Genomic DNA, 23,761 nt, shown 5'->3' with positions numbered 1-23,761 from the left:
TTGCAGACAGGTATGAAGGGCGCTGCGGCGCCCTGGTTGCTTTACAGCTTAGGCCCGGCCTTCACCAACTTTTCGCCCGCCGGGGTGACGGTATATTTGGCGAAGTTGTCGATAAAGCGCTGCGCCAGATCCTGCGCCTTCTCCTGCCACAGCGACTCGTCGGCGTAGGTTTTGCGCGGATCGAGGATCGACGGATCGACGCCCGGCAGTGCGGTCGGCACGTTCAGCCCGAAGATCGGCAGCGTGAAGGTCTCGGCCTGCTCAATGTCGCCATTCAAAATGGCGTCGATGATGCCGCGCGTATCTTTGATCGAGATACGCTTGCCGCTGCCGTTCCAGCCGGTGTTCACCAGGTAAGCCTGGGCGCCGGCGGCCTCCATGCGTTTCACCAGCACTTCGGCGTACTGCGTCGGGTGCAGCGTCAGGAACGCGGCGCCGAAGCAGGCGGAGAAGGTCGGCGTCGGCGCGGTGATGCCGCGTTCGGTGCCGGCCAGCTTGGCGGTGAAGCCGGACAGGAAGTGGTATTGAGTCTGCTCCGGCGTCAGGCGCGATACCGGTGGCAGCACGCCGAAGGCGTCGGCGGTCAGGAAGATGATTTTGCGCGCGTGGCCGGCTTTGGACACCGGCTTGACGATGTTCTCGATGTGATAAATCGGGTAAGAGACGCGGGTGTTCTCGGTTTTGCTGGCGTCGTCGAAGTCGATGCTGCCGTCGGCCAGCACGGTGACGTTTTCGAGCAGCGCATCGCGGCGGATCGCCTGATAGATTTCCGGCTCCGCCTGCGGCGACAGCTTGATGGTTTTGGCGTAGCAGCCGCCTTCGAAGTTGAACACGCCGTCGTCGTCCCAGCCGTGCTCGTCATCGCCGATCAGCTGACGCTTAGGATCGGTGGAGAGGGTGGTTTTGCCGGTGCCGGACAGGCCGAAGAATACCGCCACGTCGCCTTGCTCGCCGACGTTGGCCGAGCAGTGCATCGACGCGATGCCCTGCAGCGGCAGCAGATAGTTCATGATCGAGAACAGGCCTTTCTTCATTTCGCCGCCGTACCAGGTGCCGCCGATCAGCTGCATGCGCTCGCTCAGATTGAAGGCGACGAAGTTCTCCGAGTGCAGCCCTTGCTGCTGCCAGTCCGGGTTGGTGCATTTGGCGCCGTTCATCACCACGAAGTCCGGCTCGAAATCAGCCAGCTCTTCGTCGCTCGGGCGGATAAACATGTTTTTCACGAAGTGCGCCTGCCAGGCCACCTCGGTGATGAAGCGCACTTTCAGACGCGTGTCGGCGTTGGCGCCGCAGAACGCGTCCACCACGAACAGACGCTTGCCGGAGAGCTGATTGCCCACCAGCGTCTTCAGATGCTGCCAGACTTCCGGCGAGAGCGGCTGGTTGTCGTTCTTGCCGGTGCCGTTGTCCGACCACCAGACGGTATCGCGCGTGGTGTCGTCGCGCACGATGTATTTGTCCTTCGGCGAACGGCCGGTAAATTCACCGGTCGCGACGTTGACCGCGCCCAGTTGGGTGAGGGTGCCGCGCTCCAGCGGCGGCAGGTCGGCGCGGGTCTCTTCGGCGAACAGCAATTCATAACTGGGGTTATAGACGATGTCGGCGGCCTGATGGATGCCGTAGCGAGCGAGGGTTTGTGGGGTAACAGCGCGTGAAGACATATTCTACTTCCTTATGAGTCATATTATGCCTCTTTCCCGTGCGGTGCCGCGCGCAGGATTGAGATTCGGATCAAGCTGACCGGATTCAGCTAATGCGTTTCCGGTTCTTTATTAATAAAACAGGGGGCTTTTTCGCCCTCCTATAGCATAGCAGCGAATTTAAGCCTGCTTACTTTAATTACAAAATGCTGACGATAATTAATTAAAACCAACCTTGGCGGAGGGTCACAATATTGAATTTCGCCGGCGTAATTTAGTTTTGCATTTTTATTTTTTATCATATTGTCAGGGCTGTCTACTGTTTTATTTCTTATTAGAAAAAGCGAAATCCACAATAGGATTTTTCGTAATCATTTGTTTTTGCTTGGCTATGGCAGAGTTTTTGCGCCAGGTGAATCTAACCGTACTGTACGCTTGTCAGCAGGGTGAATAATGAAACAGATAAATGCAGAACTGGCCTGTGATAAAAATACGGCATCGTCCGAATCCTCAGGGTTAATTAATCAACTTCGTCAAATGGATATCGGCGCGGTACCGATCGCCTTGTTTATCACGATTTGCGCCATCGTGGCGATTTCCGCCTACGCCAACTTCCTGCCGAAGAATATGATCGGCGGCCTGGCGGTGATAATGACGCTGGGCTTTGCGCTGGCGCAGTTGGGAAAAAGTATTCCCGTGCTGCGCGATATCGGCGGGCCGGCCATTCTGTGTTTGATGGTGCCGTCGGTGCTGGTCTATTTCAATGTCTTCCAACCTAACGTCATGGGCACCGTCCATCTGCTGATGAAAGACGCCAACCTGCTCTATTTCGTCATCGCCAGTCTGGTGGTCGGCAGCATTCTCGGCATGAACCGGGTGATCCTGATCCAGGGGATGATTCGCATGTTCGTGCCGCTGGTGGTGGGCACGATCACGGCGGTGATCACCGGGCTGCTGGTGGGCAAGCTGTTTGGCTTTACCTTCTATCACACCTTCTTCTTCATCATCGTGCCGATCATCGGCGGCGGCATCGGCGAGGGGATTTTACCGCTGTCGCTGGCCTATTCGGCGATCCTGGGCTCGACGCCGGACATCTATGTCGCGCAGCTGGCGCCGGCGGCAGTGCTGGGCAACATCTTCGCCATCGTGACCGCCGGGGTGCTGGCGCGCATCGGTATGCAGCGCAAGGCGCTGAGCGGCGACGGCATGCTGATCCGTTCGGCGCAGGAGAACGCGATGTTCGCCATCAAGGAGCAAGGCGGCAACGTCGATTTTCAACTGATGGGCGGCGGGCTGCTGGTGATCTGCGCCTTCTTTATCGTCGGCGGCCTGTTCGAACACATCGTGCATATTCCCGGCCCGGTGCTGATGATCCTGTTCGCGGTGCTGTGCAAGTACTGCCGGGTGATCCCGGCTTCGATGGAAACCGGCGCGCACAGTTTCTACAAGTTCGTCTCCACCGCGCTGGTGTGGCCGCTGATGATCGGTCTGGGCATGCTGTACGTGCCGCTGGAAAGCGTGGTGGCGGTGTTCTCGGTCGGTTATGTGGTGGTCTGCGGCTCGGTAGTGCTGTCGATGGGGCTGGTCAGTTTCCTGATTGCGCCTTACCTGAAGATGTTTCCGGTGGAAGCGGCGATTGTCACCTGTTGTCACAGTGGCCTGGGCGGCACCGGTGACGTGGCGATCCTGTCGGCGTCGAACCGCATGGGGCTGATGCCGTTCGCCCAAATCGCCACGCGCATCGGCGGCGCTTCCACGGTCATCGGTGCGACGCTGCTGCTTGGTTGGTTAGTCTGAGTCCAGAGTATCTTATGGATAACCGGGGTTGGATTGCCCCGGTTTTTTTATGCATTTTTTTTCGCTTATCGTGATAGTGCTGATTATTGCCTTGAAAATCATTCGTGTGGCGCAAATGCATAGCCGTACTTTATCTAAGAAAATTCTGTAATCGGTGAAAATGTGTCTATTCTTTTCTCTTAAGGGATTATCGTTCTCATTCAGAGTGCCGAGGGAAGGCGCCATCGCATTACCGATATCCCCGTATTGATTCAACACCGGGCCGCTGCCGTTCAGGCAATCCGCCAGTTGGGGCATCCCCCCGATTGAATTGACGAATATGGAGATAAGGTTATGTCATCAAGCAATGCTTCCGTTAAGGCCGAAGGCGTATTAGCCCTGCTGGGCGCTTATAAACCCGATGAAGACGACACCATTACCGTGCTTCATCCGTCGAAAACGTTCGAAAACGCCGGCCTGGAGCTGGTGCGCGGCGATCGCAGTTGGCACGACAAGGGCGTGACCGACACGCCGGTCTCTCTGACCTACAGCTTCTGGGAAAAGGCGCCGGGCAACATGTCGAGCATGGGCATCAGCGGCTTCAGCAGCTTTAACCCCGAACAGCGCGAGCAGGCTAAACTGTCGCTGCAGTCATGGTCAGACGTGGCTAACATCACCTTCACTGAAACCAGCAACACCGCCGCCGCCAACATCAAATTCGGCCTGTTCGACTACAGCTCGCGCGGCTCCTATGCCTTCGCGTATAACCCGGACACCTCGCCTTCGGTCGCCGGGCAGACCTGGTATAACGCCAAGAACCACACCTTCGTCAACAACCAGATCCATGAGAACGAGTACGGTCGCCAGACCTTCACCCATGAAATCGGCCATGCGTTGGGGCTGCAGCACCCGGGCGACTATAACGCCGCACCGGGCGTCAGCATCACCTACGCTAAAGACGCGACCTACTTTGAGGACAGCCGCGCGCACAGCCTGATGAGCTATTTCAGCGAAAGCAACACCGGGCAGGACTTTAAAGGCGCGTACTCTTCCGGGCCGTTGCTCAATGACATCACGGCGATCCAGCATTTCTACGGCGCCAACATGACCACCCGCACCGGTGATACGGTTTACGGTTTCAATTCCAACACCGATCGCGACTTCCTCACCGCCACCGGCGCGCAGGACAAAATAATCTTCACCGCCTGGGACGCCGGCGGCAACGACACCTTCGATTTCTCCGGCTTTGGCCAGAATCAGCGCATCAACCTGAATGAAAAGGCGTTCTCGGACGTCGGCGGCCTGAAAGGCAACGTGTCTATCGCTGCAGGCGTAACGATTGAAAACGCCATCGGCGGGTCGGGTAACGATGTGCTGGTGGGCAACGCCGCCGATAACGTGCTCAAGGGCGGCGCGGGCGATGACGTGCTGTACGGCGGTAAGGGGGCGGATCAGCTGTGGGGAGGCGCCGGCAAGGACACCTTCGTCTATTTCGCGGCGGAAGAGTCAACGGCGGCGGCGCCGGATTGGATCCGTGACTTCGTGCGTGGCGAGGACAAGATCGATCTGACGCTGTTCAACACCGGCAGCGCCGACGGCATCCGCTTCGTCGATCAGTTCAGCGGCAAGGCGGGCGAGGCGACGCTGAGCTACGATGCGCAAAATCACGTCAGTGACGTGGCGATCAACCTGGGCGGCGCCTTTGACGGCAGCGATTTCCTGGTGAAAGTGGTGGGACAGCCGCTGGATGCGGGTGATTTCGTGCTGGCCTGATGCAGGCAACAAAAATAGGGCACTTTGGGCAAAAACCCGACAATTCCTATTAATTACGTCATATTAGCGTGACATAGTAGCGCGCAGAAGGCCGGGCTTGCATACCTCGGGCTTCTGTCGGATCGCCAACCTTCTTCGGTTGGCGATTCATTTTCCGCCTTTCAGCATGTTGATGGCGGCGCCGAGCAGGATGCGCCGTTCGATATCGTTGCTATCCGCCAGCTGCCGCGCCAGATGTTTTTCCAGCGTTTCCACCGACAGCGCTTCGCCGCGATGACGCAGCTGCATCACGCCGTCGCCGATCAGGCGTGCGACCTCATCCCATACGGGTTTAATCTCCTGTTCCGAGAACGTCATGGTCTACCTCGGCTGGTTGATTTTTGCCCAATGTAGCAGCTGAGCTGCGGCTTCGCTAGCCGCCGCCTAAAACAGGAAGCATAAAAAACAAACCATCAGTATTTCTTCTGGTTTTTGCGCTCAATACTTGCGGTGTCGAAAAGCTGGAGAAAACATCATGAACTGGGTCGAAACCTTGGCGGAGTACTACCGCCTGAGCCGCACGGGTGAAACGCAGCATTGGCTGTGTCGCCGCTGGTTGCTTCAGGGGGAGGCGCGTTTGGCCTATTTGCGGGAGTTGCTGGAGCCGACCGCGCCACGGCGGCGGTGAACAGAGCGCCGGCGTTGCCGGCGTCATTTCGCGGGATCAACCGAAGGCGATCGCCGCCCAACGCAACAGCAGCAGCGCCAGGCAGATCAGCAGCACCACCACCACCATTTTACCGAGCTTGTTGCCCATGCGTTTTGTTGCCACGCTGCCCTCCCTTTTAGCTGAAATACCACCCGCCGGCGAGGAGGATGAGGAAAAGCGTCACTAACGCGACGCCGTTGAGTAAGTCGCTGAACGTATCGTCAGCATCGATGTCATTTTGCCGCATGTTACCGCCTGGCGGACGCCATTGGGTGAATAATGTTCACAGTATGCGCCCCGCAGCGCGACAGGCACAGCGAAGAACGGTAAAAACGCGTAAAGGTGGCGGTGGCGGAACGCGCAGTCGCGCCTGCGACGGATGCAGACGGCCGGCAATACGTTGTACTATCCTGTCTGCATTGAGGCATTTTTCCAAAAGGTATAATCATGGCGACGGCAATTCCACAGAAATACGAACACCTTGAGCGTTGGGCATTCGGCGATACCGAGCAGCAGGCCGATGAAGTGGTGCAATTGATCCTCAATGGCACCAAAACGGCCACCTGTTCCAACCTGGACGGCGAGGGGATCCCGCAGGCCGGCGATCTGTTCCTGGTGGTGGACGGCAAGGGGGTGCCGGTCTGCGCGGTCGAGCTGACCGCGGTGGAAATGAAAACTTACGATCAGGTCGATGAAGCGCACGCCTTTGCCGAAGGCGAGGGCGATCGCTCGCTGGCGCATTGGCGCAAAGAGCTGCAGCGCTTCTTCGAAGCGTACGATCTGTTCTCACCGGACATGACGCTGGTGTTGATGAATTTCAAAGTCGTCGACAAATTCTAATCTTATGCGCGCCGTTCCCTACGAGTGCCAGTGGGCGAGCCCGGAGTTGGCCGCCGATCTGATAGCCGGCCGCGCGACGCTGGCACAAGACGAAAATTGGGCGCGCAGCGGTGCCCGCGATCGGGCAGAATACATCGAGTGGGCCAACCACGTGTGCGGCATGGCCTGCCTGAAAATGGTGCTGGGCCATCGCGACGGCGAAACGCCGCCGCTGCTGGAACTGGCGCGCCGCAGCCTGCCCTACGGCGCCTATGTGCGCGAGGGTGAACGGATAAAGGGCCTGATTTACGCGCCGTTCGTCGAGTACGTGCGCGAGCAGTTCGCGCTGCAAGCGGAGGTGAAGGTGGGGCTGGACGCTGCCGACGTGCCGGCGCTGCTTAGCGAATGCCGCTACTTTATCGCTTCGGTGCATCCCGCCATTCGCCGGCCGGAGAGCACGCCGCCGCACAGGGGCGGGCATCTGGTGCTGATCACCGCCGCCGATGCGCAAAGCGTGACCTTCCACAACCCTTCGGGCGACAGCCCGGCGACGCGCGAGCGGGTATGCCTGCCGCTCAGCCGCTTCGCCCCTTTCTTTGCCGGCCGCGGCATCGCCATCGCATAAAAAAACGCGCTGTTTCCGATGAAAACAGCGCGTTGTCAGCCGTTTTGATGCACTATCATGCCAGCCGCATCACCCAGGCGTCCGCCTGCCGATCGTAGTGTTGCTTGTACAGCAGCGACTGTTTGCCGTCGAGGATCGCCGGGATGCTGGTGTGTTCATCCCAGCCGTCCAGCTGCATGCACAGATCCGGATCGGACTTGCAGGGAATGCTCAGGGTGCCGGCACGGTCGGCGCCGGCGTGAAGATGCGCGTCATCGACCTCGAAGCTGCCAATTTTTACGACGGTTTTGCTCATGGGAACTCCTTGCTCAATGGTGTGGTAGGAGGTTAGACCAGTTTGGTCATCGGTAAGAGCATAGCCAAATGAGCAAAAAATGCCACATAAAAATTACATTTTGGAAACAATTTCCACGCCGGCAAAACACAACGCCTAGTACTCCACCACAAAACTGAGCGTGTCTTGATAGCTGCCAACCGCCACTTCCGTCTGCGCCGCATTGACCGCCGCCTTATACGGGATGCTTTGCGCCAGCCCGGTGCCGGCGCCGCTCTGTTTGTTGGTGCTATCCCAAACGGTCGTCGTATTAGGCAAGTAAATCTGGTACTGCATGAAATTGCTGGTGCCGCTTTTCATGCGCCGCCAACCGGTGACCGGGTTATTGCCGTTGGTGAAATAGGTGTTGTATCCCTCGGTTTTGGTGCAGGTCAGGGTGATGCTCTGATTGACAGGATTGAACTGCCCGACCAACGCCATGCTGCCGAAATTGACGTTGGGCGCGGTGCCGATCAGGCAATCTTTGGTGATGGTGACGCTGACGCTGACCGTGCTGGGTTTATCGACGCCGTCCCACCAAACGCACAGGCCGAGCACGCCCAGACCGCAAATATGGTAATTCCAGATCAGGTTGATGCTGTCGGTATAGGTTCCTGCGCGCACGTTGGCGCCGGCGGTGGTTTTGATATACAGCGGAAAGTTGACGTTGGAGGAAATCAGGATCAGCGACAGCAGGTTGAGCGAGCTGTAGTCGATGGTTTGGCCGATGCTGTAAGGATATTGGTAGTTGGCGTCGGGGTAGATCAGGTAAGCGATTTTATCGCCTGAACCGTCGGTGTTGGCAACCGCCATATTGTTGGTGGTGGAGGCGATCTTGACCGTGACAGTGTTTTGCGACAGCAAACTGAGCCCGAGCCCGGTGCAGTTGAGGCCGGCAGTGCCCTGGGCGTTAATCTGCCCGTTGTAGACCACGAAAGAGCTGCTTCCCGGTAAGGTGACGGTGCCGTTGGTGGTGGCGCAGTCGGCGAATGCGCGCTGACAGAGCAGCAGCGAGAGGGTTAGCAATAAGGCTTTCAATCCCCGAAACATAGTGACTCTCCGTCGTTGAATTAGCGGCAGACAACCGGGCCGACGCGCTGGATGCCCTGAGGCTTCGCCAGACTGAATTCCGCCTGACACGGCGGGCTGCCGTCGGCCGGGATCACGCTCAGGCGATTGTGTTGTTGAACCGGGTCGATATAGGTCATGCCGTCCCAACCGACATAGCTTTGCTGATTGCCGCCAACCACCGCCACCTGGCTGCCGTTGGCCAGCGGTTTGCCTTGCGCGTCAACCAGTTCGACGTCGGCGGCGGAGATGGGTTGGATGGGGAACTCAACCAGAAAACCGCTGTGATCGCGAATGGCGACGGTTTTTTCCACCGTCGGCAGCGCGACGTCGGCGGGCAGGCTAAGCGGATCAATCTGGAATTTCGCATGGTAGTAAGAGGTGACGGTCGGCACCAGTAAATAGCCCTGGGCATCGGTCTTGCCGATCGGCTGGTTCTCATAGCTCACCGGAATGTCGGCGTATCCTTGCGTGGACACCAGCGCAAAGGCATCGTTGATGGTGTTGGTGGCGTATACGCCGCCGTTCATCGCCACCAGCGAACCGCTGATTTCGCCCCAGTGGTTGGTTTCATCGCGGGTACCGTATACGCCCGCTCGGGCTTCGAGTCTGCGGGTTCGCCAGGTCAGATCCGCCTGGCGGTAATCGCCGCCGCTCGGGTTATTGGCGTAGGCCAGATTCCAGCCGAAACCGCCATCGGTCGGCGCGGCGCGGCTGTAGCTGACGCGTTCGCTCCAGCGGTTGTTGTTGTCGCGCGCGGCGCTGAGGCTGGCCGTGCCCCAGCTGTCAAACGGAATGGAGAGCTGCAGTTGGGCGCTGTAACCGCTGCTGCCGATTTCCCGGTTGAGGGAGGCGTACAGGCTGCTGTTGCGCCAAAGCGACACACTGTAGGACAGGTTCACCAGGCGGGTCCGTTGAGCGATGGCGTCGCGAACGTCAAAATAACCGGCGCCGAGGCTGCCTAGCCGGCCCAGGCTGACGCTGCCGGTCAACTGATCGGTGCGACGGCTCAGACGGTAATCGCTTTTATACACGGAAATGTCGCCAAAATCGGCGCTGCGCAGGATGCGTTGCGCGTTGAGGCTGAAACGTGGGTTGCTGTAGGTGTAGCCAAAGCTGCTTTGATCGCCGTGGTTGCCGGTGTAGCGATAGACGGGCTGAGGATCTGGCTGCTGCAACGGCCTGCCTGTCAGCGGGTCATAATAGGCGGGGGATGGTATCGGCTGGCCGCCGTTAAACGCGTCGTCGCCGGCCTGGCTGACGCTGTAGGACGCGTTGAGAACCCCCCATTGTCCGACGCGAATGTCGGCGCCGCCGCCGCCGACCGCCAACTCGGCTGCGCCTTCGGCGCGCCCTTCCAGGGTTAACCAATCAGTGACGCCGTAACGTAAACTGGCGCTGCCCACCCATTGCCCGTAATCGGCAGAATTCAACCCGTAGTTGCGTCGCAGCAAGCCGGTGGAAATGCTGAAATCGCTCATGCCGGTCTGCAGCAGGTTGCTGGCCACGTAGAACGGTACCGTGGTGCTGACCTGGCGGCCGAGGGCGTCGGTGGTGACGACGGTGGCCTGACCCGCGCCGTTAATGTAGGGCACGCTGTTGAGGGTAAACGGCCCGGGATTGATGTTGGTGGTGCTGTTTTTATAGCTGTTGATGTATAAATCGACGCTGCTGGGCAATGCCGCCTGGCCGGAAAACTGCGGTAACGGGTAGGTGATAAGATCCGGGCGCACCGCGAAATTGCGCGCCAATTGCAAGCCGCCGATGCGCACGGCGCTGCTCCAGGGGAGCGAGCCGGTGGTAAGGTCACCGGCGATCACACTCAGCATCCGTTGATCATCGTTGAAACGCCAGTAGCTGTCGTACCGAATATAGCGGCCGCCATCGTCGTTTGGCCCGCCGTTAAACCCGCTGCGGTAGATGCCGGTGTTGGCGACGACGCCGAACCCGTCGAACAGGCGCTGTTCGCTCCACGCCGACAGGTAGCCCGGCCGGCCATTGCCGTTGCTTTGGCTGGCGTAGATGTCGTAGTTGAACAGCAAACCGAGGCTGCTTTGCGCCGGCAAGCGCTGCAACGGTGAACGGGCGCCGATGGTTTGCTGTGGCAACCAGTCGTTGGGCACGTTGATCAGCAACTGCTGGCTCTCGCCGCTGTAGCTGACATCCACCTTCTCCAGCCGATCGACGGCGATTTCTTTCGCCTGTTTATCCGCTACCGGCAGCCCGGCGTCGAGCAGTTGTTGGGGTGTCATGTAGTAATGGCCGCCGCGGTAGTTGACCGGCACGACGTTGCCGGTTTGGCGCCCGTTGACGACCGGCTCCAGATACAGCGTGGTGTCCGGCATGCTGACGGCGCTGGGCGGCGGCGGCAGATCGTCGCCGAGCGCAAACGGCAGCCAGCCGCCGGCCGCCATGCTCAGCATGGCAAACGTCAGCGGCTTAAGGCTGAAGCGCCGCGTCGATAGCCTCCCTGTCGGCTGCACCTGGGCCTCAATAAGACGGAATGGCTACGGGCTGTTTGTTGTCATTGACCGTGGCCATCAGCTTGCCGCTGCTGAAAGCGCCTGCGGGCGGCAAGGCGAAGCGCATCTGTGAACCGGGCAGCACGTATCCCATCAGGCCGGGATTCAGGCTGCGGCCTTGCAGCGTCACTTTCGAGATACGAGCATGCACTGCGCCTTGGTTTCGCACCTCCAGCCAGCGTTCGCTGCTTTGCTGCTGTAGACGATAGCTGAGCTGGGGTTGGCTGGCGGTCGCGTAATCGCGCGGTTTTTCGCTGTCTTGTTTGGTCCAAATGCCTTTGCCGCTGACGAACAGCGGCACCGAGTAGCGCATCTGGAATTTCAGCCCCATCTCCGCGCCGCCGGGAGCGGCGCTCGACGCGGGTTCTTTCACCGGCACTTCATCGACCAAAATGCGGTAGGCGCGCTCCTGTCCCGCCGCCGGGGCCGACTGTTTGATCAGGCGTATCAGTTGGCGTTTGCCTGGCGCGATCGACGCCACCGGCGGGCTGGCGATCACGTCGCTTTGGTTGCTGTAATCGTCTTTGCCGGCGGTTTGCTGCCAACCCAGCACGCGAATTTGCATATAGACCGGTTTGCTGTCGCGATTTTCCAGCCACAGCGCGGTGGCCTGCTGTTGATCTTCAATCACCGGATCGATCGGCCAAATGAGAATGGAAGCCGCGGCCAGGGCGTGCTGTTGGCTTGCCAGGAGCAAGGCTGCCGTTAACGGCAGTCGGAAGGGTATGCGCATAACTCAATCCTTATTGCAAAAAACTTAATAAGTGACCGTCAACAAGACCGTATCGCTGTAAACGCCACTGGTGGGCAGGGTACTGGTCGAAAACAGACGGGCGTAAACTTTGATTTCTTGCGTGCTGCCAGTGGCGGCGACGGTCTGCGCCGCGCCGCCGTTGGCGCCATCTCCCCAAAGGGTGGCGTAGTTGCTGTCTTGATAAAGTTGATACAGCAGCGTTTCCGACGTGACGGCATTTTGTAATTTTCTGCCGCCGGCGATGGATCCGGTCACGTGATTGCCGACGCCGAGGGCCAGCGTAACGCTCAGCCCCGGGTTGCAGCGAAACAGCACCGAACCGGCACCGCTGCTGGAGACGATGCTGACTGCGTTGCTCAGCGAGGACAACTGGCCGAAGTTCAGGGTGCCGAAGGTGGTCACGTCACTGACGCCGCTGCCCAATACGCAGCCTTTTACCACGGTTGCATTGACGGTGAACGGCTGGCTTTTGGTCAAATCGTTGACGCCGGTATCGCTTTGGGCCGGGAAAAGCGGCAGGCAGAACAGCAAACCGCAAATGGAAGCGCGCATCGTCATTACCAATTGATCGTGACCTGTACCGTATCGGTGTAGCTGCCTGTCGGGGGTGTGGACTGCGCCGGGATCATGCCATAGACCGGCAGCCAGTTGTCCGTACCGTTGGCGGTTTGTGACACGCCCGTCAGATTATCCCAAATGGTGCTGTGGGCGGCGTTGGTGTACAGGTTGTAATTCACCCGTTGGCCTGCCGCGCTTTGCAGGTAGCGGGCAGCGGTATTGCCGCTTTGCCCGCCGCCAAGCAGAACGCTGTAGCTGGTGCCGTTGGTGCATTTCACCCGAATGGCGCCGGCGTTTTGCTGCCCGGCGACGCTGGTTGCGGTGCTGAGAAAATACAGCGTGCCGAAATTCAGCGTGCCGAAGCTGACGTTGCCACCTGAGCTGCTGCCGGCCTCACAGGCGCTGAGCAAGGTCGCGCTGACGCCGAGGGTCGCGGTTTTACTGTCGGCCTGCGCCAACAGGCTGCACGCCCATAATCCGCAGCAGCAAAGCGCGCGCCGCACCGTTACCAGGTGACCGTCATCGTGACGGTGTCGTTATAGGTGTCCGCCGCCGGGGTAGATCCGGCCGCCGGTACGCGGCCATAGACGATCAGCGGAACAGCGGCGCCGGTGCCGGTGCCGGTCCGCGCGTTGGCGCCGCTGCCCCAGGCGGTGGTGCGTGCGGCATCCTGGTACAGGTTATAACTGATGAATGCGCCTGCCGTGCTGGCCATGCGGCGTTGGGTGCCTGAAGTGACGTGGAGCCCGTTGTCCAGCGCCACCGTGTAGTCTGTGCCGGTGGTGCAGGTCAATGACAGCGTACCGGCCCCCCCTGCGCCGGTGGCGCTGGCGTCGATGATGTTGGCCAGTGAAGAGTAAGTGCCGAAGCTGATGGAGCCGAAGTCGTTGACGGAACCACTGCTGTTGCCGCCTCCCACGACGCAACCGGCGCCGATGGTCAGCGTCACGCCTAACGTGCCTTGAATGGTGCCTGCTGCGTTAGCCGCGCCGTTGGCGCACAGCAGGGTTGCTACCGAGGTCAATGCCATCAGAGTTTTTTTCATCTTATATTCCTTGCCGTATGAGAGAAAGCCCGCAAAGACGCCACCCAGAGGTGGGTTGAACGTATTCATTTAGCTGCACTTTAATTAATAGAATAAGAATCGGGAATTGTCTTGATGAAAACGAGAAACTTTTTATTCTCATTCCCCGGCTGGCGGGGCTTTCAGACGAGGTATACCGATAAAGTGAAATGATTAGAATAATAACGAACGGCGATGGGAATATTATTAGCGTTATTTTATCGCCGGGGAGTTTCATTCCCCGGCGCGGTATTGTTTACAGGTGGAAATCCAGGGCGCCATCCCGCACCAGCTCGCGCGGCAGGTTATTCTTGATACGGCTGCCAATGCGTTTGGCGATGCCCAGAGGTTGCCCCTGATAGGTGACGATGCACTCGTCGCCCGCCGGTGGCTGCTCAGGGTAGAGATCGCGGCCGTGATACCACTCCTGGGCCAGCGCGGCGTCCAGCTCGAAATGCTGTTTGCCGCCGGCGCCCGCGAGGGCGATCGCCGCTTCGTGCTGCCAACGGAAACCTTTCGGGAAACGCTCCGCCAGCTTGAGACCGATGCGCGAGAAGCGCACCTTGCCGAACAGCGGCTCCAGCTCGGCCGGGAACAGCCAGATTTCCTTATCGCGCTCCCACAGCCGGCTGTCATCGCCCCAGGTTAAGCCGGATGCGGCGGCGGCTTGGGCGACCAGCGCCGCCTCTTTGCCGGACAGTGGGCTGAACGGAAACTTACCGACTTTATAGGTCGGTTTCGGCAACGGCGCCACGGCGCGCTGTTTGCGCAGACGGGCGACGAAAAACCCTTCGCTGTCGTAAATCTGCGGGAAGACGTGCAGAAAACCTTCGGCGGTCAATGCCTTGTCAGCGCCGGGAAACAGCTCGCCCAGCGGTTCGACGCTGACCGCGTCGCCGTAGGTGTCCAGCAGCCAACGCACCACCTGCTGATTTTCCTGCGCATTGAGGGTACAGGTGGAGTAAACCATCACGCCGCCTGGCGCCAGCGCATGGAACGCGCTGTCGATCAGCTCGCGTTGGGTGGCGGCGATTTCGGTCACGCTTTCCGGCGACCAGTTGCTCATGGCGTCTGGATCCTTGCGTACCACGCCTTCGCCGGAGCAGGGGGCATCGAGCAGAATGGCGTCGAAGCTCTCCGGCAGCGCGGCGCCGAACACCCGGCCGTCGAAGTGGGTCAGCGCGGTGTTCTTCACGCCGCAGCGGCTGATATTGGCGTGCAGCACTTTCACCCGGCTGGCGGAGTATTCGTTGGCGACGATGCCGCCCTGGTTGCCCATCAACGCGGCGATCTGGGTGGTTTTGGATCCCGGCGCCGCCGCCACGTCCAGCACGCGATTCGGCGCCGCGTCGCCGGCGAACAGCGCGCTGACCGGCAACATCGAACTGGCCTCCTGAATGTAGAACAGACCGCTCAGGTGTTCGGCGGCGCTGCCTAATCGCAGCTCTTCATCGTCGCGTTCGATCCAGAACCCTTCCGCGCACCAGGGAATGGGCTCCAGTCGCCAGTCGTAATCCTGCACCAGCACCAGGAAGTCGGCGACGCTGATTTTCAGCGTGTTGACGCGCAGACTGCGGCGCAGCGGGCGCTGACAGGCGGCGATAAAATCTTCCATCGCCAGCTCGGCGGGCATGATGGCGCGGGTGGCGTCAAGGAAAGCGGGGGGCAGAAAAACGGCGGTGGATTTGGCCACGGGGCGAACTCTCAGGGTGCAATAAAGACAAGGGCGAGAGTTTATCACAAAGCGGAAAAAAACAGGGCCCGGCATTGCCGGGCCCTGAGGGAAACGCGAAAGTTAATCGCGCGGAATGGCGGTGCCCCAGGTTTTCCAGTCCTTCGGCTCTTCCGGATTCAGCAGGAAGTGCTTGTTCGGCGTCGCTTTCGGCGCCAGCGGAATAGTCGGCGGGGTGGCGAAGGCGATACCGCCGCGGATGAACTGCTGGAAGGTGCCGCTCTTGATCACGCCGCCGGTCAGGCCGAACTGCAGGTTGTAACCCGACGCCAGCCAGAACACGCTGTTGTTGCGCACCAGATGCTGATACTTCTTGCTGATGCGCAGCGCGACGTGCACCCGGTCGGACATGGCGCCAAGGTAGAAACCGGTGATGGTGCCGACCTCCACGCCGCGGAACAGCACCGGCGTGCCGATCTGCAGCGAGCCGGTTTCGGCGGCGTCGAGCACCACGCTCAGGCCGTCCAGATAGCGCGAGTCGGTGATGCTGGCCTGCTGCAGCTCGAAGGTGCGCAGCTCGCGGCCGCGCCCCGGCTCCACGTTGATATAAGGCTGGAGCAGGGTATCGAGGTTGCTGACGCCGGCGGCGGAGATCTCCGGCGAGACGATCGAGAAGCGGCTGCCGAGGCGCGCGAAGGTCTGCACATATTCCGGATACAGCACCGCCTTGGCCAACACTTCGTTGCGCTCCGGCGCCAGCTGCAGCGACTCCACCTGGCCGACGTCGATGCCGAGGTAGCGCAGCGGCATACCCGCCGACAGCTTGCTGGCGTCGTAGGTTTTCAGCGTGATTTGGCTGCCCACCGCGCGGGCGGCGGTTTCGCTGGCGTACAGCACGCGGTTGGCACCCTTGTTCAGCGTCACGCCCTGTAGATTATCGAAGCTGATGGCACCTTTCAGCGCGCGGTTGAGCGGTGAAGCCTGCACCGTCAGGCCGCTGCCGTTGAGCTGCACCTTGGCGCCGCCTTCGGCCCAGAAGATGCTTTCGCGCGTCAGCAGCTTGCGGTATTCCGGGCTGATGTAGACGTCCACCTCAAACTCGTTGGCCTTCGGCCGAACGTTGACGATCTCGCCCACCTGGAATTTGCGATACAGCACTACCGAGCCGGCCTGCACGTCCGGCAGGCTGGTGGCGCTGAGGGTCAGGGTGGTGGCGGGGGCGTTGCCGACGATGCCTTCCTCGGCTTTTTCGCTGTTGGCGTACAGCGGGTATTGGCCGCCAGGTTCCCCCTTGCTGCCGGGAATAATGCGCACGCCGCCGTCTACCCACTCCTGCGCGCTGGCACCGAGCACTTCCATGCCGTCTATTCCCAGCTTGACATCGAGGCGGCTGTTGACCACGAATTTGCTGTCTTTGTGCAGCAGGCCGCGATATTGCGCATCAACGGCGGCGGTGAACACCACGCCGCCGGCGGTCAGCGTGCGGCTCAGGATTTGGCCGACTTTCACGCCGTGCACCACCAGCGGCTGCCCGACGTCGATGCCGTAGCTTTGCGGCGCATTCAGCGTAACGGTCAGCACGCCAGGCTGTTGCAACAGCGTTTCGCTGCTGTCCAGCACGTTGAAGCGTTGCTGCGGCTCGCCTTCGCCCGGTACCAGCTCCAGCGTGGTGCCGGTCAGCAACTGGCTAAGCTTGGCGTCGTTGAGGCTGATGCGCGGGCTGCGCATCACGATGCGGGTGCCGCTGCGCATCAGATCGACCACCGAAGGATCGATGGTCAGTTCACCGACCACTTTGCTGTCCTGTTGCAACGTCAGCTTGGTCAGGGTGCCGACCTGCAGCCCCTGGTACATCAGCGGCGTGCGGTTTTCGCTCAGGCTGTTGCCGCTCGGCAGATCCAGCAGGATATTGACGCCGCGCTGGCTGTGGGCCAGATCAGGATACAGGGTATAGCTCTGATCGCCCTTGGCCTGCTGGCCATCGGCCGGAGAATCGAAGGCAATGGCACCGTTGACCAGCGCCGCCAGGCTCTCCATCTGCACCGTGGCACCGGACAGGCTGAAATCGCCCTTGAAGCCGGAAACGTTCCAGAAGCGGCTGTTGCTCTTCACCAGGTTGGCGAAGCGGCGGTCGATCAGCACGTCGATGGTCACGCCCTTGTTGCCTTCGCTGATGGTGTAGTCATACACCTTGCCGACCGGGATTTTACGGTAATAGACCAGCGAGCCGCTGTTGAGCGAGCCGAGATCGTCGGCGTGCAGGTGAATCATCAGCTCGCCGGTATTCAGGCGGTACTTCGGCTGGGTATCGAGCGCGGTGAAGTGGGTTTGCTCCTTGCCGCTGCCGGGCATCATGCCGATATAGTTGCCGCCGACCAGCGCATCGAGCCCGGATACCCCGGCCAGCGAGGCCTTGGGCGTCACCAGCCAGAACTGGGTACCTTCGCGCAGCGAGTCTTCCAGATCGCTTTTGATACTGGCCTCCACCACGATGCTGCGCAGATCTTTGCTCAGACTGATTTTTTGCACCGTGCCGACCTCAACGCCCTGGTAGCGCACCGGCGTGCGGCCGGCGACGATGCCCGCCGCCGATTGGAAATCGATGGTGACGGTGGTGCCGCGTTCCTGGACATTGTTATAGACCAGCCACCCGGCGATCAGCAGGGCGATGAACGGCAGTAACCAGAACGGTGAAATGCGGCGTTTGTTCTTGACCCGCGCTTCAGTCGGTGTAGTCGGCGTTTCCTGTTGCATGTGCATCCCAAATCAATCGGCTATCGAGCCACTCAACGGCAAGAATAGTCAAAATGACCGCCGAGCCAAAGTAAAACGCGGCCGGTCCCATAGTAAAAGATAACAGCTGGTCGCGGTTTACCAGCGACATCATCAAGGCGATAACGAACAGATCGAGCATCGACCAGCGGCCGATCCAGGTGACCAGACGTAGCAGACGAATGCGCGTCTTCAGGCTGTGCGAAGTTTTGAAGTGGATGCTCAGCAACAGCGTGATCAGCACAATCACCTTGGTAAAAGGCACCAGCACGCTGGCGATGAACACGATGGCGGCGATCGGCACGTTGCCGGAGGTGGCCAGTGAGACCACGCCGGAGAAGATGGTATCTTCCATCCGCACGCCGTTGGCGTAAATGATGGAAATCGGCAGCAGATTGGCCGGTATCAGCAGGATCATCGCCGCGATCAGCGCCGCCCAGGTTTTCTGCAGGCTGTAGGGCTGGCGGTGGCACATTGGCACATGGCAGCGCGGGCAGCGGCCGCGCGCGTCAGGGTAGCCGGTATAGTGGCAGGACAGGCAAATATGCAGCGCCGCCGGCGGGCCTTCCGGCTGTTCCTGCGGATAGTAACGCTCCCACAGCTGCTCCAGGTTAGCGTGGATCAGCGTCAGGATGCTGAGCACCGTGAGCGACAGGTAGGCGATCAGCGCGCTGCCCGCCTGGATGTCGGCGTAATCTTGCACCTTGATCGCCGCCACCGCCATGCCGATCAGATAAATGTCCAGCATCACCCACTCTTTGAGCCGCTCCAGCATCAGCAGCACCGGGCGCAGGTTCATGCCGAGCGCGTGGCCGAAGCGCAGGTACAGCAGCGACAGCGCCAGCGTCAGCGGGGCGCCGATGGTGCAAAACGCCACCATGCTGGCGGTGAGCGGATCGCCCTGGCGGCTCATCTGCCAGATGCCCTCCAGCAAACTGGCGTCGATGCGCGTGCCGAGCAGGCGGATGCTGATCAGCGGTTCGGTGAAGGCGAACGGCATCAGCAGCAGCATGGTGATCGCCATGGCGGTCAGACGCGTCATCGACCAGTCGCGGCCGTGCACCACCTTGGCGTTACAGCGCGGGCAATAAGCGGCCTGATTGCCGCTGAGCGGCGGCAGCATGAACAGCAGGTCGCACTCGCAGCAGCGTTGGTGGCGCGCTTTGGAAAGGGGGGCGGTGATCGCGTGTATTTTCATTTTTGACAAGTAGCTGCCCTTGAGCCCGCCGGAACTGTCAGCGTAGCTGAAAAATAAACCGGCCGCGTCACCGGCGATCGGGCGCCGGACGGTAAAACGAGGTAAACCGGGATTCTGAGCGGCAAACATACCCCGAGCGACGGGGTTTTGTGAAGCAACAGATGATTAACCTTGTGGCTATACGCATTTAATGCTTATTTTATAGGGCCTAAGCTTTGGGCTTCTGGCCATCTTCACTGTTTCAATGGTTAACACATGACAAAAGAACAATTCTACGCGGAATTAAAACGTGACCTGAGCGCGTTGCTCGGCGGGGAAACCAACTTTATCGCGGCGCTGTCCAACGCCAGCGCGTTGCTCAACGAGCGTCTGGATGACGTGAACTGGGTCGGTTTCTATCTGATGGATGGCGACCAACTGGTGCTGGGACCGTTCCAGGGCAAGATCGCCTGCGTGCGCATTCCGGTGGGCAAGGGCGTGTGCGGCACGGCGGTGGCGGAAAATCGCGTGCAGCGCGTCGGCGACGTGCATGCGTTTCCGGGCCATATCGCCTGCGATGCGGCCAGCAACGCGGAAATCGTGCTGCCGCTGGCGGTTGGCGGCCGAGCGATCGGCGTTTTGGATATCGATAGCACGGTTTATCAACGCTTCGACGAACAGGACGAAGCGGGCCTGAAAGCAGTGGTGGCGGGGCTTTGTGAGCAACTGGAACAGTGTGACAGTGCGAAATATGTGACTGTGGCGGCAAGTTGATCGACGGTTAACGTGGCAATTACCGATGGCGTCATTATAATGACGCCTGTTCATGCCTGTGGCTTGTTGGCAATACCGTTGTAATCAGGAAATTTCATGGAAAATCAACCTAAGTTGAACTCTAGTAAAGAAGTCATTGCTTTTCTTGCCGAGCGTTTTCCGCTCTGCTTTAGCGCCGAAGGCGAAGCTCGTCCGCTGAAAATCGGTATTTTTCAGGATTTGGTAGAGCGCGTGCAGGGGGAAGAGAATCTCAGCAAAACGCAATTGCGTTCTGCCCTGCGCCTGTACACCTCAAGCTGGCGTTACCTGTACGGCGTTAAAGTCGGCGCGCAGCGCGTCGATCTGGACGGCAATCCGTGCGGTGAACTGGAACAGCAGCATGTCGATCATGCCCGCCAGCAGCTTGAAGAAGCCAAAGCGCGCGTTCAGGCACAGCGTGCCGAACAAAACGCCAAAAAACGTGAAGCCGCCGGTGAATCCGCCGATGCCGCTCCTCGCCGTCCGCGTCCAGCCGGTAAAAAGCCCGCTGCGCGTCGCGAAGGCGGAGCCGCGCCGGAAAACCGCAAGCCGCGCCCACAAACTCGCCCACAGCCCGCTCGCCAACCTCGTGCAGCCAAAGAGGAAAGCCAGCCGCGCTATGCGCCAGTCACGGATATCTCTAAACTGCAAATTGGCCAGGAAATCAAAGTCAGAGCAGGCAAGAGCGCGATGGATGCTACCGTACTCGAAATCGCTAAAGATGGCGTACGTGTGCAGCTCTCTTCCGGTCTGGCGATGATTGTGCGCGCAGAACACTTGCAGTTCTGATACGGAGGCCAACCCAGGCATGAACAAATTCGTCAGATTAACAGCGATTGCAGGGCTGCTGTGGGCGGGTGTCAGTTACGGCGCGGAAACAGCCAACATCCGCATCGGCCAACTGCCCCAACTGCAACAGGAACCCCAGCACGCTACGGTGAGTGAGCGCGTTACCTCGCGCTTCACTCGCTCTCATTACCGCCAGTTCGCCCTTGACGCGGAGTTTTCAGGCAAGATCTTCGATCGCTACCTGAACATGCTGGACTACAACCATAACGTATTGCTGGCTGCCGACGTGGCGCAGTTCGCCGGCAAACGCAATCAGGTTGGCGAAGAGCTGAAAACCGGCAAGCTGGACACCTTCTACGCGCTGTTCAATCTGGCGCAGAAACGCCGTTTCGAGCGTTATACCTATGCGTTGTCGTTGCTGGACAAGCCGATGAACTTCACCGGCAACGGCACTATCGATCTCGACCGCAGCAAAGCGCCGTGGCCGAAAGACAAGGCCGAGCTGGATAGCCTGTGGGATGCGAAAGTCACCTATGACGAGCTGAACCTCAAGTTGACCGGCAAGACCGACAAAGAAATCCACGACACGCTGACCAAACGCTATCAGTTCGCCATCAAGCGCCTGACGCAAAGCAACAGCGAAGACGTCTTCCAGCTGGCGATGAATGCCTTTGCGCATGAAATCGATCCGCACACCAACTATCTGTCTCCGCGCAATACCGAGCAGTTCAACACCGAGATGAGCCTGTCGCTGGAAGGCATCGGCGCGGTGCTGCAGATGGATGATGACTACACCCTGATCAACTCGATGGTGCCGGGCGGCCCGGCGGCGAAGAGCAAGGCGATCACCGTAGGCGATCGCATCGTCGGCGTCGGCCAGGCCGGCAAACCGATGGTGGACGTGATCGGCTGGCGTCTGGACGACGTGGTGTCGCTGATCAAAGGGCCGAAGGGCAGCAAGGTGCGCCTGGAGATCCTGCCGGCCGGCAAGGGCACCAAAACCCGCGTGGTCACCTTGACCCGCGAGCGTATCCGCCTGGAAGACCGCGCGGTGAAAATGACCATCAAGACCGTCGGCAAAGAGAAGGTGGCGGTGTTCGACATCCCTGGCTTCTACGTCGGCTTGACCGATGACGTGAAAGTGCAGCTGCAGAAGATGGCCAAGCAGAACGTCAAGAGCGTGATCATCGATCTGCGCACCAACGGCGGCGGCGCGCTGACTGAAGCGGTGTCGCTGTCCGGCCTGTTCATTCCGAGCGGCCCGGTGGTGCAGGTGCGTGACAACAACGGCAAAGTGCGCGAAGACGCCGACACCGACGGCGTGACCTACTACAAAGGCCCGCTGGTGGTGCTGGTCGATCGCTTCAGCGCCTCCGCCTCCGAGATCTTCGCGGCGGCGATGCAGGATTACGGCCGCGCGCTGATCGTCGGCGAACCGACCTTCGGTAAAGGCACCGTGCAGCAGTACCGTTCACTGAACCGCATCTACGACCAGATGCTGCGCCCTGAGTGGCCGGCGCTCGGTTCGGTGCAGTACACCATTCAGAAGTTCTACCGCGTCAACGGCGGCAGCACCCAGCGCAAGGGCGTGACGCCGGATATTCTGATGCCGACCGGCGTCGATCCGGCGGAAACCGGCGAAGCGTTTGAAGACAACGCCATGCCGTGGGACAGCATCAATGCGGCGACCTACAGCAAGACCGGCGATATGGCGCCGTTCGAGCCGGAACTGCTGAAAGATCACCAGCAGCGCATCGCGCAGAATCCGGAGTTCCAGTACATCGCGCAGGATATCGCGCATTACAAGGCGCTGAAGGATAAACGCAATATCGTGTCCCTCAATCTGGCGGTGCGCGAGAAAGAGAACCACGATGACGATGCGACCCGTCTGAAACGCATCAACGAGCGTCTGGAGCGCGCGGGTAAGAAGCCGCTGAAATCGCTCGACGATCTGCCGAAGGATTACCAGGAGCCGGATCCGTACCTGGATGAAACCGTGCATATCGCGCTGGATCTGGCTCATCTGGAAAAGGATCAGCCTGCTCAGCAGCCAACGCCGGCTAAGTAAGGCCAAGGCTTTGCCTGTGAAAAACGCACCTTCGGGTGCGTTTTTTTTGGGATGAAATCAGTAAGCTTCCATTTAAAACAAAGAGTTAAGATCATTTGAAATCCGAGCGAGTCCACATTAGTCCGAGTGTTTTGGGCAAAATGTGGATCGACTGTGACAACAGTAATTAGCGGAGATTACTGATTACTAGGCTTGCAGTGAGAAAACTCGCAAAGAAGCAGGTCAGTAAACTCCATAACCGTTCCTACCTCACTCAACTAAAAAATATACCCTTGAGTATGGATTTTCTGTAACTTCTAATAGAATTCCATGATTTTTTACTATCGATGTAGTGGTAAATGAACCGGGATGTCCATGATCATTAGTTGTACCATAAGAAATGACTGAAAATAAAGCGCTTTGAATAATTTCATTCCTAAAGTTCTTGGATGAGCCATGATGTGGGATTTGAATTACACCTGCCAAGTCATAATATTTACCTAGTGCATCTTTGATCGTCGACCAAGCATCATCGTGGGTTTCATAGTCACCAAAATAAATACAGCCAGCATCGTTAGAAATGTATTCAAAGAATATGTTATGAGGGAATTTGTTACAATGGACCCTTGAGATTGAATGCTTTTTTGAGTTGACCTTAGGCCCAGAGTATACAACCATTGAGTTTTCATTTGGGCTTTTAGGCAACTTTTTAAACGCAGAATTAATACTAGTTCTTTGCTTCTTGTTTTGCCACGAGTTAATGAAGTCACTTGTGGTTTGAAAATGTATACCTAGCTTATTGAGGTGGCTTTTAAATACTTCGGAATTTGCGCAGTTATTATAGTTGACTGGAACAAATACCCAATCATGAGTGCATGGCTGCGATGGCTGCGATGGCTGCGATGGCTGCGAT

The 23,761-nt window shown here is 59.1% G+C and carries 22 protein-coding genes; 8 read left to right on the top strand and 14 right to left on the bottom strand.

The features are described from left to right. Positions 1-41 precede the first annotated feature (41 nt). A complete protein-coding gene (pckA, locus tag MMS95_RS12700; protein WP_015377656.1) occupies positions 42-1,661 on the bottom strand; it encodes a phosphoenolpyruvate carboxykinase (ATP) in 1,620 nt (539 codons plus the stop codon). A 432-nt stretch (positions 1,662-2,093) separates the two neighbouring features. Between pckA and MMS95_RS12695 the strand changes: the two genes are divergently transcribed. After that, entirely contained in the window at positions 2,094-3,437 is a 1,344-nt protein-coding gene (locus MMS95_RS12695; protein WP_088381508.1) for a 2-hydroxycarboxylate transporter family protein, read from the top strand. A gap of 333 nt (positions 3,438-3,770) precedes the next feature. Next, positions 3,771-5,189, top strand: a complete 1,419-nt coding sequence (locus MMS95_RS12690) for a serralysin family metalloprotease (RefSeq protein WP_015377659.1) — start codon at positions 3,771-3,773, stop codon at positions 5,187-5,189. A 147-nt stretch (positions 5,190-5,336) separates the two neighbouring features. Here the strand turns inward: MMS95_RS12690 and MMS95_RS12685 are convergent, their stop codons facing one another. Continuing rightward, the gene (locus tag MMS95_RS12685) at positions 5,337-5,546 is read right to left on the bottom strand and encodes a hypothetical protein (RefSeq protein WP_004931526.1); all 210 of its coding nucleotides are present in this window, start codon (positions 5,544-5,546) and stop codon (positions 5,337-5,339) included. Between the two features lie 157 nt (positions 5,547-5,703). Between MMS95_RS12685 and MMS95_RS12680 the strand changes: the two genes are divergently transcribed. Further along, positions 5,704-5,856, top strand: a complete 153-nt coding sequence (locus MMS95_RS12680) for a hypothetical protein (protein WP_004931524.1) — start codon at positions 5,704-5,706, stop codon at positions 5,854-5,856. A gap of 36 nt (positions 5,857-5,892) precedes the next feature. Here the strand turns inward: MMS95_RS12680 and yniD are convergent, their stop codons facing one another. Then, on the bottom strand, positions 5,893-5,985 hold the full coding sequence (yniD, locus tag MMS95_RS12675; protein ID WP_242141765.1) for a small membrane protein YniD: 93 nt from the start codon (positions 5,983-5,985) through the stop codon (positions 5,893-5,895). Positions 5,986-6,324: 339 nt separating this feature from the next. Here yniD and MMS95_RS12670 point away from each other — a divergent pair, with 339 nt between their 5' ends. Together MMS95_RS12670 and MMS95_RS12665 are read left to right on the top strand one after the other, a co-directional pair. Further along, positions 6,325-6,717 (top strand): ASCH domain-containing protein, encoded by a 393-nt coding sequence (locus MMS95_RS12670; RefSeq protein WP_021505512.1) that lies wholly within the window; start codon positions 6,325-6,327, stop codon positions 6,715-6,717. A 4-nt stretch (positions 6,718-6,721) separates the two neighbouring features. Further along, on the top strand, positions 6,722-7,321 hold the full coding sequence (locus MMS95_RS12665) for a C39 family peptidase (RefSeq protein ID WP_021505511.1): 600 nt from the start codon (positions 6,722-6,724) through the stop codon (positions 7,319-7,321). Between the two features lie 55 nt (positions 7,322-7,376). Here the strand turns inward: MMS95_RS12665 and MMS95_RS12660 are convergent, their stop codons facing one another. The 10 genes from MMS95_RS12660 to yebS all read right to left on the bottom strand — a co-directional run bounded on the left by MMS95_RS12660 (position 7,377) and on the right by yebS (position 19,241). Continuing rightward, complete coding sequence (locus MMS95_RS12660; protein ID WP_004931517.1) at positions 7,377-7,616, bottom strand: DUF1480 family protein; 240 nt, start codon at positions 7,614-7,616, stop codon at positions 7,377-7,379. 135 nt (positions 7,617-7,751) lie between these two features. Beyond that, positions 7,752-8,684, bottom strand: a complete 933-nt coding sequence (locus MMS95_RS12655; RefSeq protein WP_021505510.1) for a spore coat protein U domain-containing protein — start codon at positions 8,682-8,684, stop codon at positions 7,752-7,754. 20 nt (positions 8,685-8,704) lie between these two features. Continuing rightward, positions 8,705-11,125 (bottom strand): fimbria/pilus outer membrane usher protein, encoded by a 2,421-nt coding sequence (locus MMS95_RS12650; RefSeq protein ID WP_206194128.1) that lies wholly within the window; start codon positions 11,123-11,125, stop codon positions 8,705-8,707. Between the two features lie 67 nt (positions 11,126-11,192). Then, positions 11,193-11,957: a molecular chaperone gene (locus tag MMS95_RS12645; protein ID WP_031300493.1), complete on the bottom strand. Its 765-nt coding sequence runs from the start codon at positions 11,955-11,957 to the stop codon at positions 11,193-11,195. A gap of 24 nt (positions 11,958-11,981) precedes the next feature. After that, positions 11,982-12,530, bottom strand: a complete 549-nt coding sequence (locus MMS95_RS12640; protein WP_162895228.1) for a spore coat U domain-containing protein — start codon at positions 12,528-12,530, stop codon at positions 11,982-11,984. A 5-nt stretch (positions 12,531-12,535) separates the two neighbouring features. Beyond that, positions 12,536-13,039 (bottom strand): spore coat U domain-containing protein, encoded by a 504-nt coding sequence (locus MMS95_RS12635; protein WP_033633239.1) that lies wholly within the window; start codon positions 13,037-13,039, stop codon positions 12,536-12,538. A 2-nt stretch (positions 13,040-13,041) separates the two neighbouring features. Continuing rightward, positions 13,042-13,581 carry a spore coat U domain-containing protein gene (locus MMS95_RS12630; RefSeq protein WP_015377665.1) on the bottom strand — a complete coding sequence of 180 codons (540 nt, stop codon included), beginning with the start codon at positions 13,579-13,581 and terminating at the stop codon, positions 13,042-13,044. Between the two features lie 274 nt (positions 13,582-13,855). After that, entirely contained in the window at positions 13,856-15,292 is a 1,437-nt protein-coding gene (rsmF, locus tag MMS95_RS12625; protein ID WP_004931503.1) for a 16S rRNA (cytosine(1407)-C(5))-methyltransferase RsmF, read from the bottom strand. A gap of 102 nt (positions 15,293-15,394) precedes the next feature. Next, complete coding sequence (locus tag MMS95_RS12620; RefSeq protein WP_242141750.1) at positions 15,395-18,025, bottom strand: PqiB family protein; 2,631 nt, start codon at positions 18,023-18,025, stop codon at positions 15,395-15,397. After that, positions 17,994-19,241: a membrane integrity lipid transport subunit YebS gene (yebS, locus tag MMS95_RS12615; protein ID WP_031300492.1), complete on the bottom strand. Its 1,248-nt coding sequence runs from the start codon at positions 19,239-19,241 to the stop codon at positions 17,994-17,996. Before yebS ends, MMS95_RS12620 begins: the two co-directional genes overlap by 32 nt. A gap of 255 nt (positions 19,242-19,496) precedes the next feature. Here yebS and MMS95_RS12610 point away from each other — a divergent pair, with 255 nt between their 5' ends. The 3 genes from MMS95_RS12610 (at position 19,497) to prc (ending at position 22,869) form a co-directional block, all read left to right on the top strand. Next, the gene (locus MMS95_RS12610; RefSeq protein WP_015377669.1) at positions 19,497-19,994 is read left to right on the top strand and encodes a GAF domain-containing protein; all 498 of its coding nucleotides are present in this window, start codon (positions 19,497-19,499) and stop codon (positions 19,992-19,994) included. A gap of 96 nt (positions 19,995-20,090) precedes the next feature. Continuing rightward, on the top strand, positions 20,091-20,801 hold the full coding sequence (gene proQ, locus MMS95_RS12605; protein ID WP_004931497.1) for an RNA chaperone ProQ: 711 nt from the start codon (positions 20,091-20,093) through the stop codon (positions 20,799-20,801). Positions 20,802-20,820: 19 nt separating this feature from the next. Then, positions 20,821-22,869 (top strand): carboxy terminal-processing peptidase, encoded by a 2,049-nt coding sequence (prc, locus tag MMS95_RS12600; RefSeq protein ID WP_015377670.1) that lies wholly within the window; start codon positions 20,821-20,823, stop codon positions 22,867-22,869. Positions 22,870-23,118: 249 nt separating this feature from the next. Here the strand turns inward: prc and MMS95_RS12595 are convergent. Further along, positions 23,119-23,761, bottom strand: a 643-nt coding sequence (locus MMS95_RS12595) for a hypothetical protein (protein WP_242141749.1), incomplete at its 5' end; no start/stop codon positions are given.

This window comes from Serratia sp. PGPR-27, from assembly GCF_022678525.1.
In the GTDB taxonomy this organism is placed as follows: domain Bacteria; phylum Pseudomonadota; class Gammaproteobacteria; order Enterobacterales; family Enterobacteriaceae; genus Serratia; species Serratia nematodiphila.
Note: the sequence above shows the minus strand (reverse complement) of the source record. Positions and strands in the feature narration are given on the sequence as shown.

Excerpts from the sequence above, each read along its gene's own strand:
- pckA (WP_015377656.1), bottom strand. The coding sequence starts at position 1,661 with ATGTCTTCACGCGCTGTTACCCCACAAACCCTCGCTCGCTACGGCATC.
- MMS95_RS12695 (WP_088381508.1), top strand. The coding sequence starts at position 2,094 with ATGAAACAGATAAATGCAGAACTGGCCTGTGATAAAAATACGGCATCG.
- MMS95_RS12690 (WP_015377659.1), top strand. The coding sequence starts at position 3,771 with ATGTCATCAAGCAATGCTTCCGTTAAGGCCGAAGGCGTATTAGCCCTG.
- MMS95_RS12685 (WP_004931526.1), bottom strand. The coding sequence starts at position 5,546 with ATGACGTTCTCGGAACAGGAGATTAAACCCGTATGGGATGAGGTCGCA.
- MMS95_RS12680 (WP_004931524.1), top strand. The coding sequence starts at position 5,704 with ATGAACTGGGTCGAAACCTTGGCGGAGTACTACCGCCTGAGCCGCACG.
- yniD (WP_242141765.1), bottom strand. The coding sequence starts at position 5,985 with ATGGGCAACAAGCTCGGTAAAATGGTGGTGGTGGTGCTGCTGATCTGC.
- MMS95_RS12670 (WP_021505512.1), top strand. The coding sequence starts at position 6,325 with ATGGCGACGGCAATTCCACAGAAATACGAACACCTTGAGCGTTGGGCA.
- MMS95_RS12665 (WP_021505511.1), top strand. The coding sequence starts at position 6,722 with ATGCGCGCCGTTCCCTACGAGTGCCAGTGGGCGAGCCCGGAGTTGGCC.
- MMS95_RS12660 (WP_004931517.1), bottom strand. The coding sequence starts at position 7,616 with ATGAGCAAAACCGTCGTAAAAATTGGCAGCTTCGAGGTCGATGACGCG.
- MMS95_RS12655 (WP_021505510.1), bottom strand. The coding sequence starts at position 8,684 with ATGTTTCGGGGATTGAAAGCCTTATTGCTAACCCTCTCGCTGCTGCTC.
- MMS95_RS12650 (WP_206194128.1), bottom strand. The coding sequence starts at position 11,125 with ATGCTGAGCATGGCGGCCGGCGGCTGGCTGCCGTTTGCGCTCGGCGAC.
- MMS95_RS12645 (WP_031300493.1), bottom strand. The coding sequence starts at position 11,957 with ATGCGCATACCCTTCCGACTGCCGTTAACGGCAGCCTTGCTCCTGGCA.
- MMS95_RS12640 (WP_162895228.1), bottom strand. The coding sequence starts at position 12,530 with ATGCGCGCTTCCATTTGCGGTTTGCTGTTCTGCCTGCCGCTTTTCCCG.
- MMS95_RS12630 (WP_015377665.1), bottom strand. The coding sequence starts at position 13,581 with ATGAAAAAAACTCTGATGGCATTGACCTCGGTAGCAACCCTGCTGTGC.
- MMS95_RS12620 (WP_242141750.1), bottom strand. The coding sequence starts at position 18,025 with ATGCAACAGGAAACGCCGACTACACCGACTGAAGCGCGGGTCAAGAAC.
- yebS (WP_031300492.1), bottom strand. The coding sequence starts at position 19,241 with ATGAAAATACACGCGATCACCGCCCCCCTTTCCAAAGCGCGCCACCAA.
- MMS95_RS12610 (WP_015377669.1), top strand. The coding sequence starts at position 19,497 with ATGACAAAAGAACAATTCTACGCGGAATTAAAACGTGACCTGAGCGCG.
- proQ (WP_004931497.1), top strand. The coding sequence starts at position 20,091 with ATGGAAAATCAACCTAAGTTGAACTCTAGTAAAGAAGTCATTGCTTTT.
- prc (WP_015377670.1), top strand. The coding sequence starts at position 20,821 with ATGAACAAATTCGTCAGATTAACAGCGATTGCAGGGCTGCTGTGGGCG.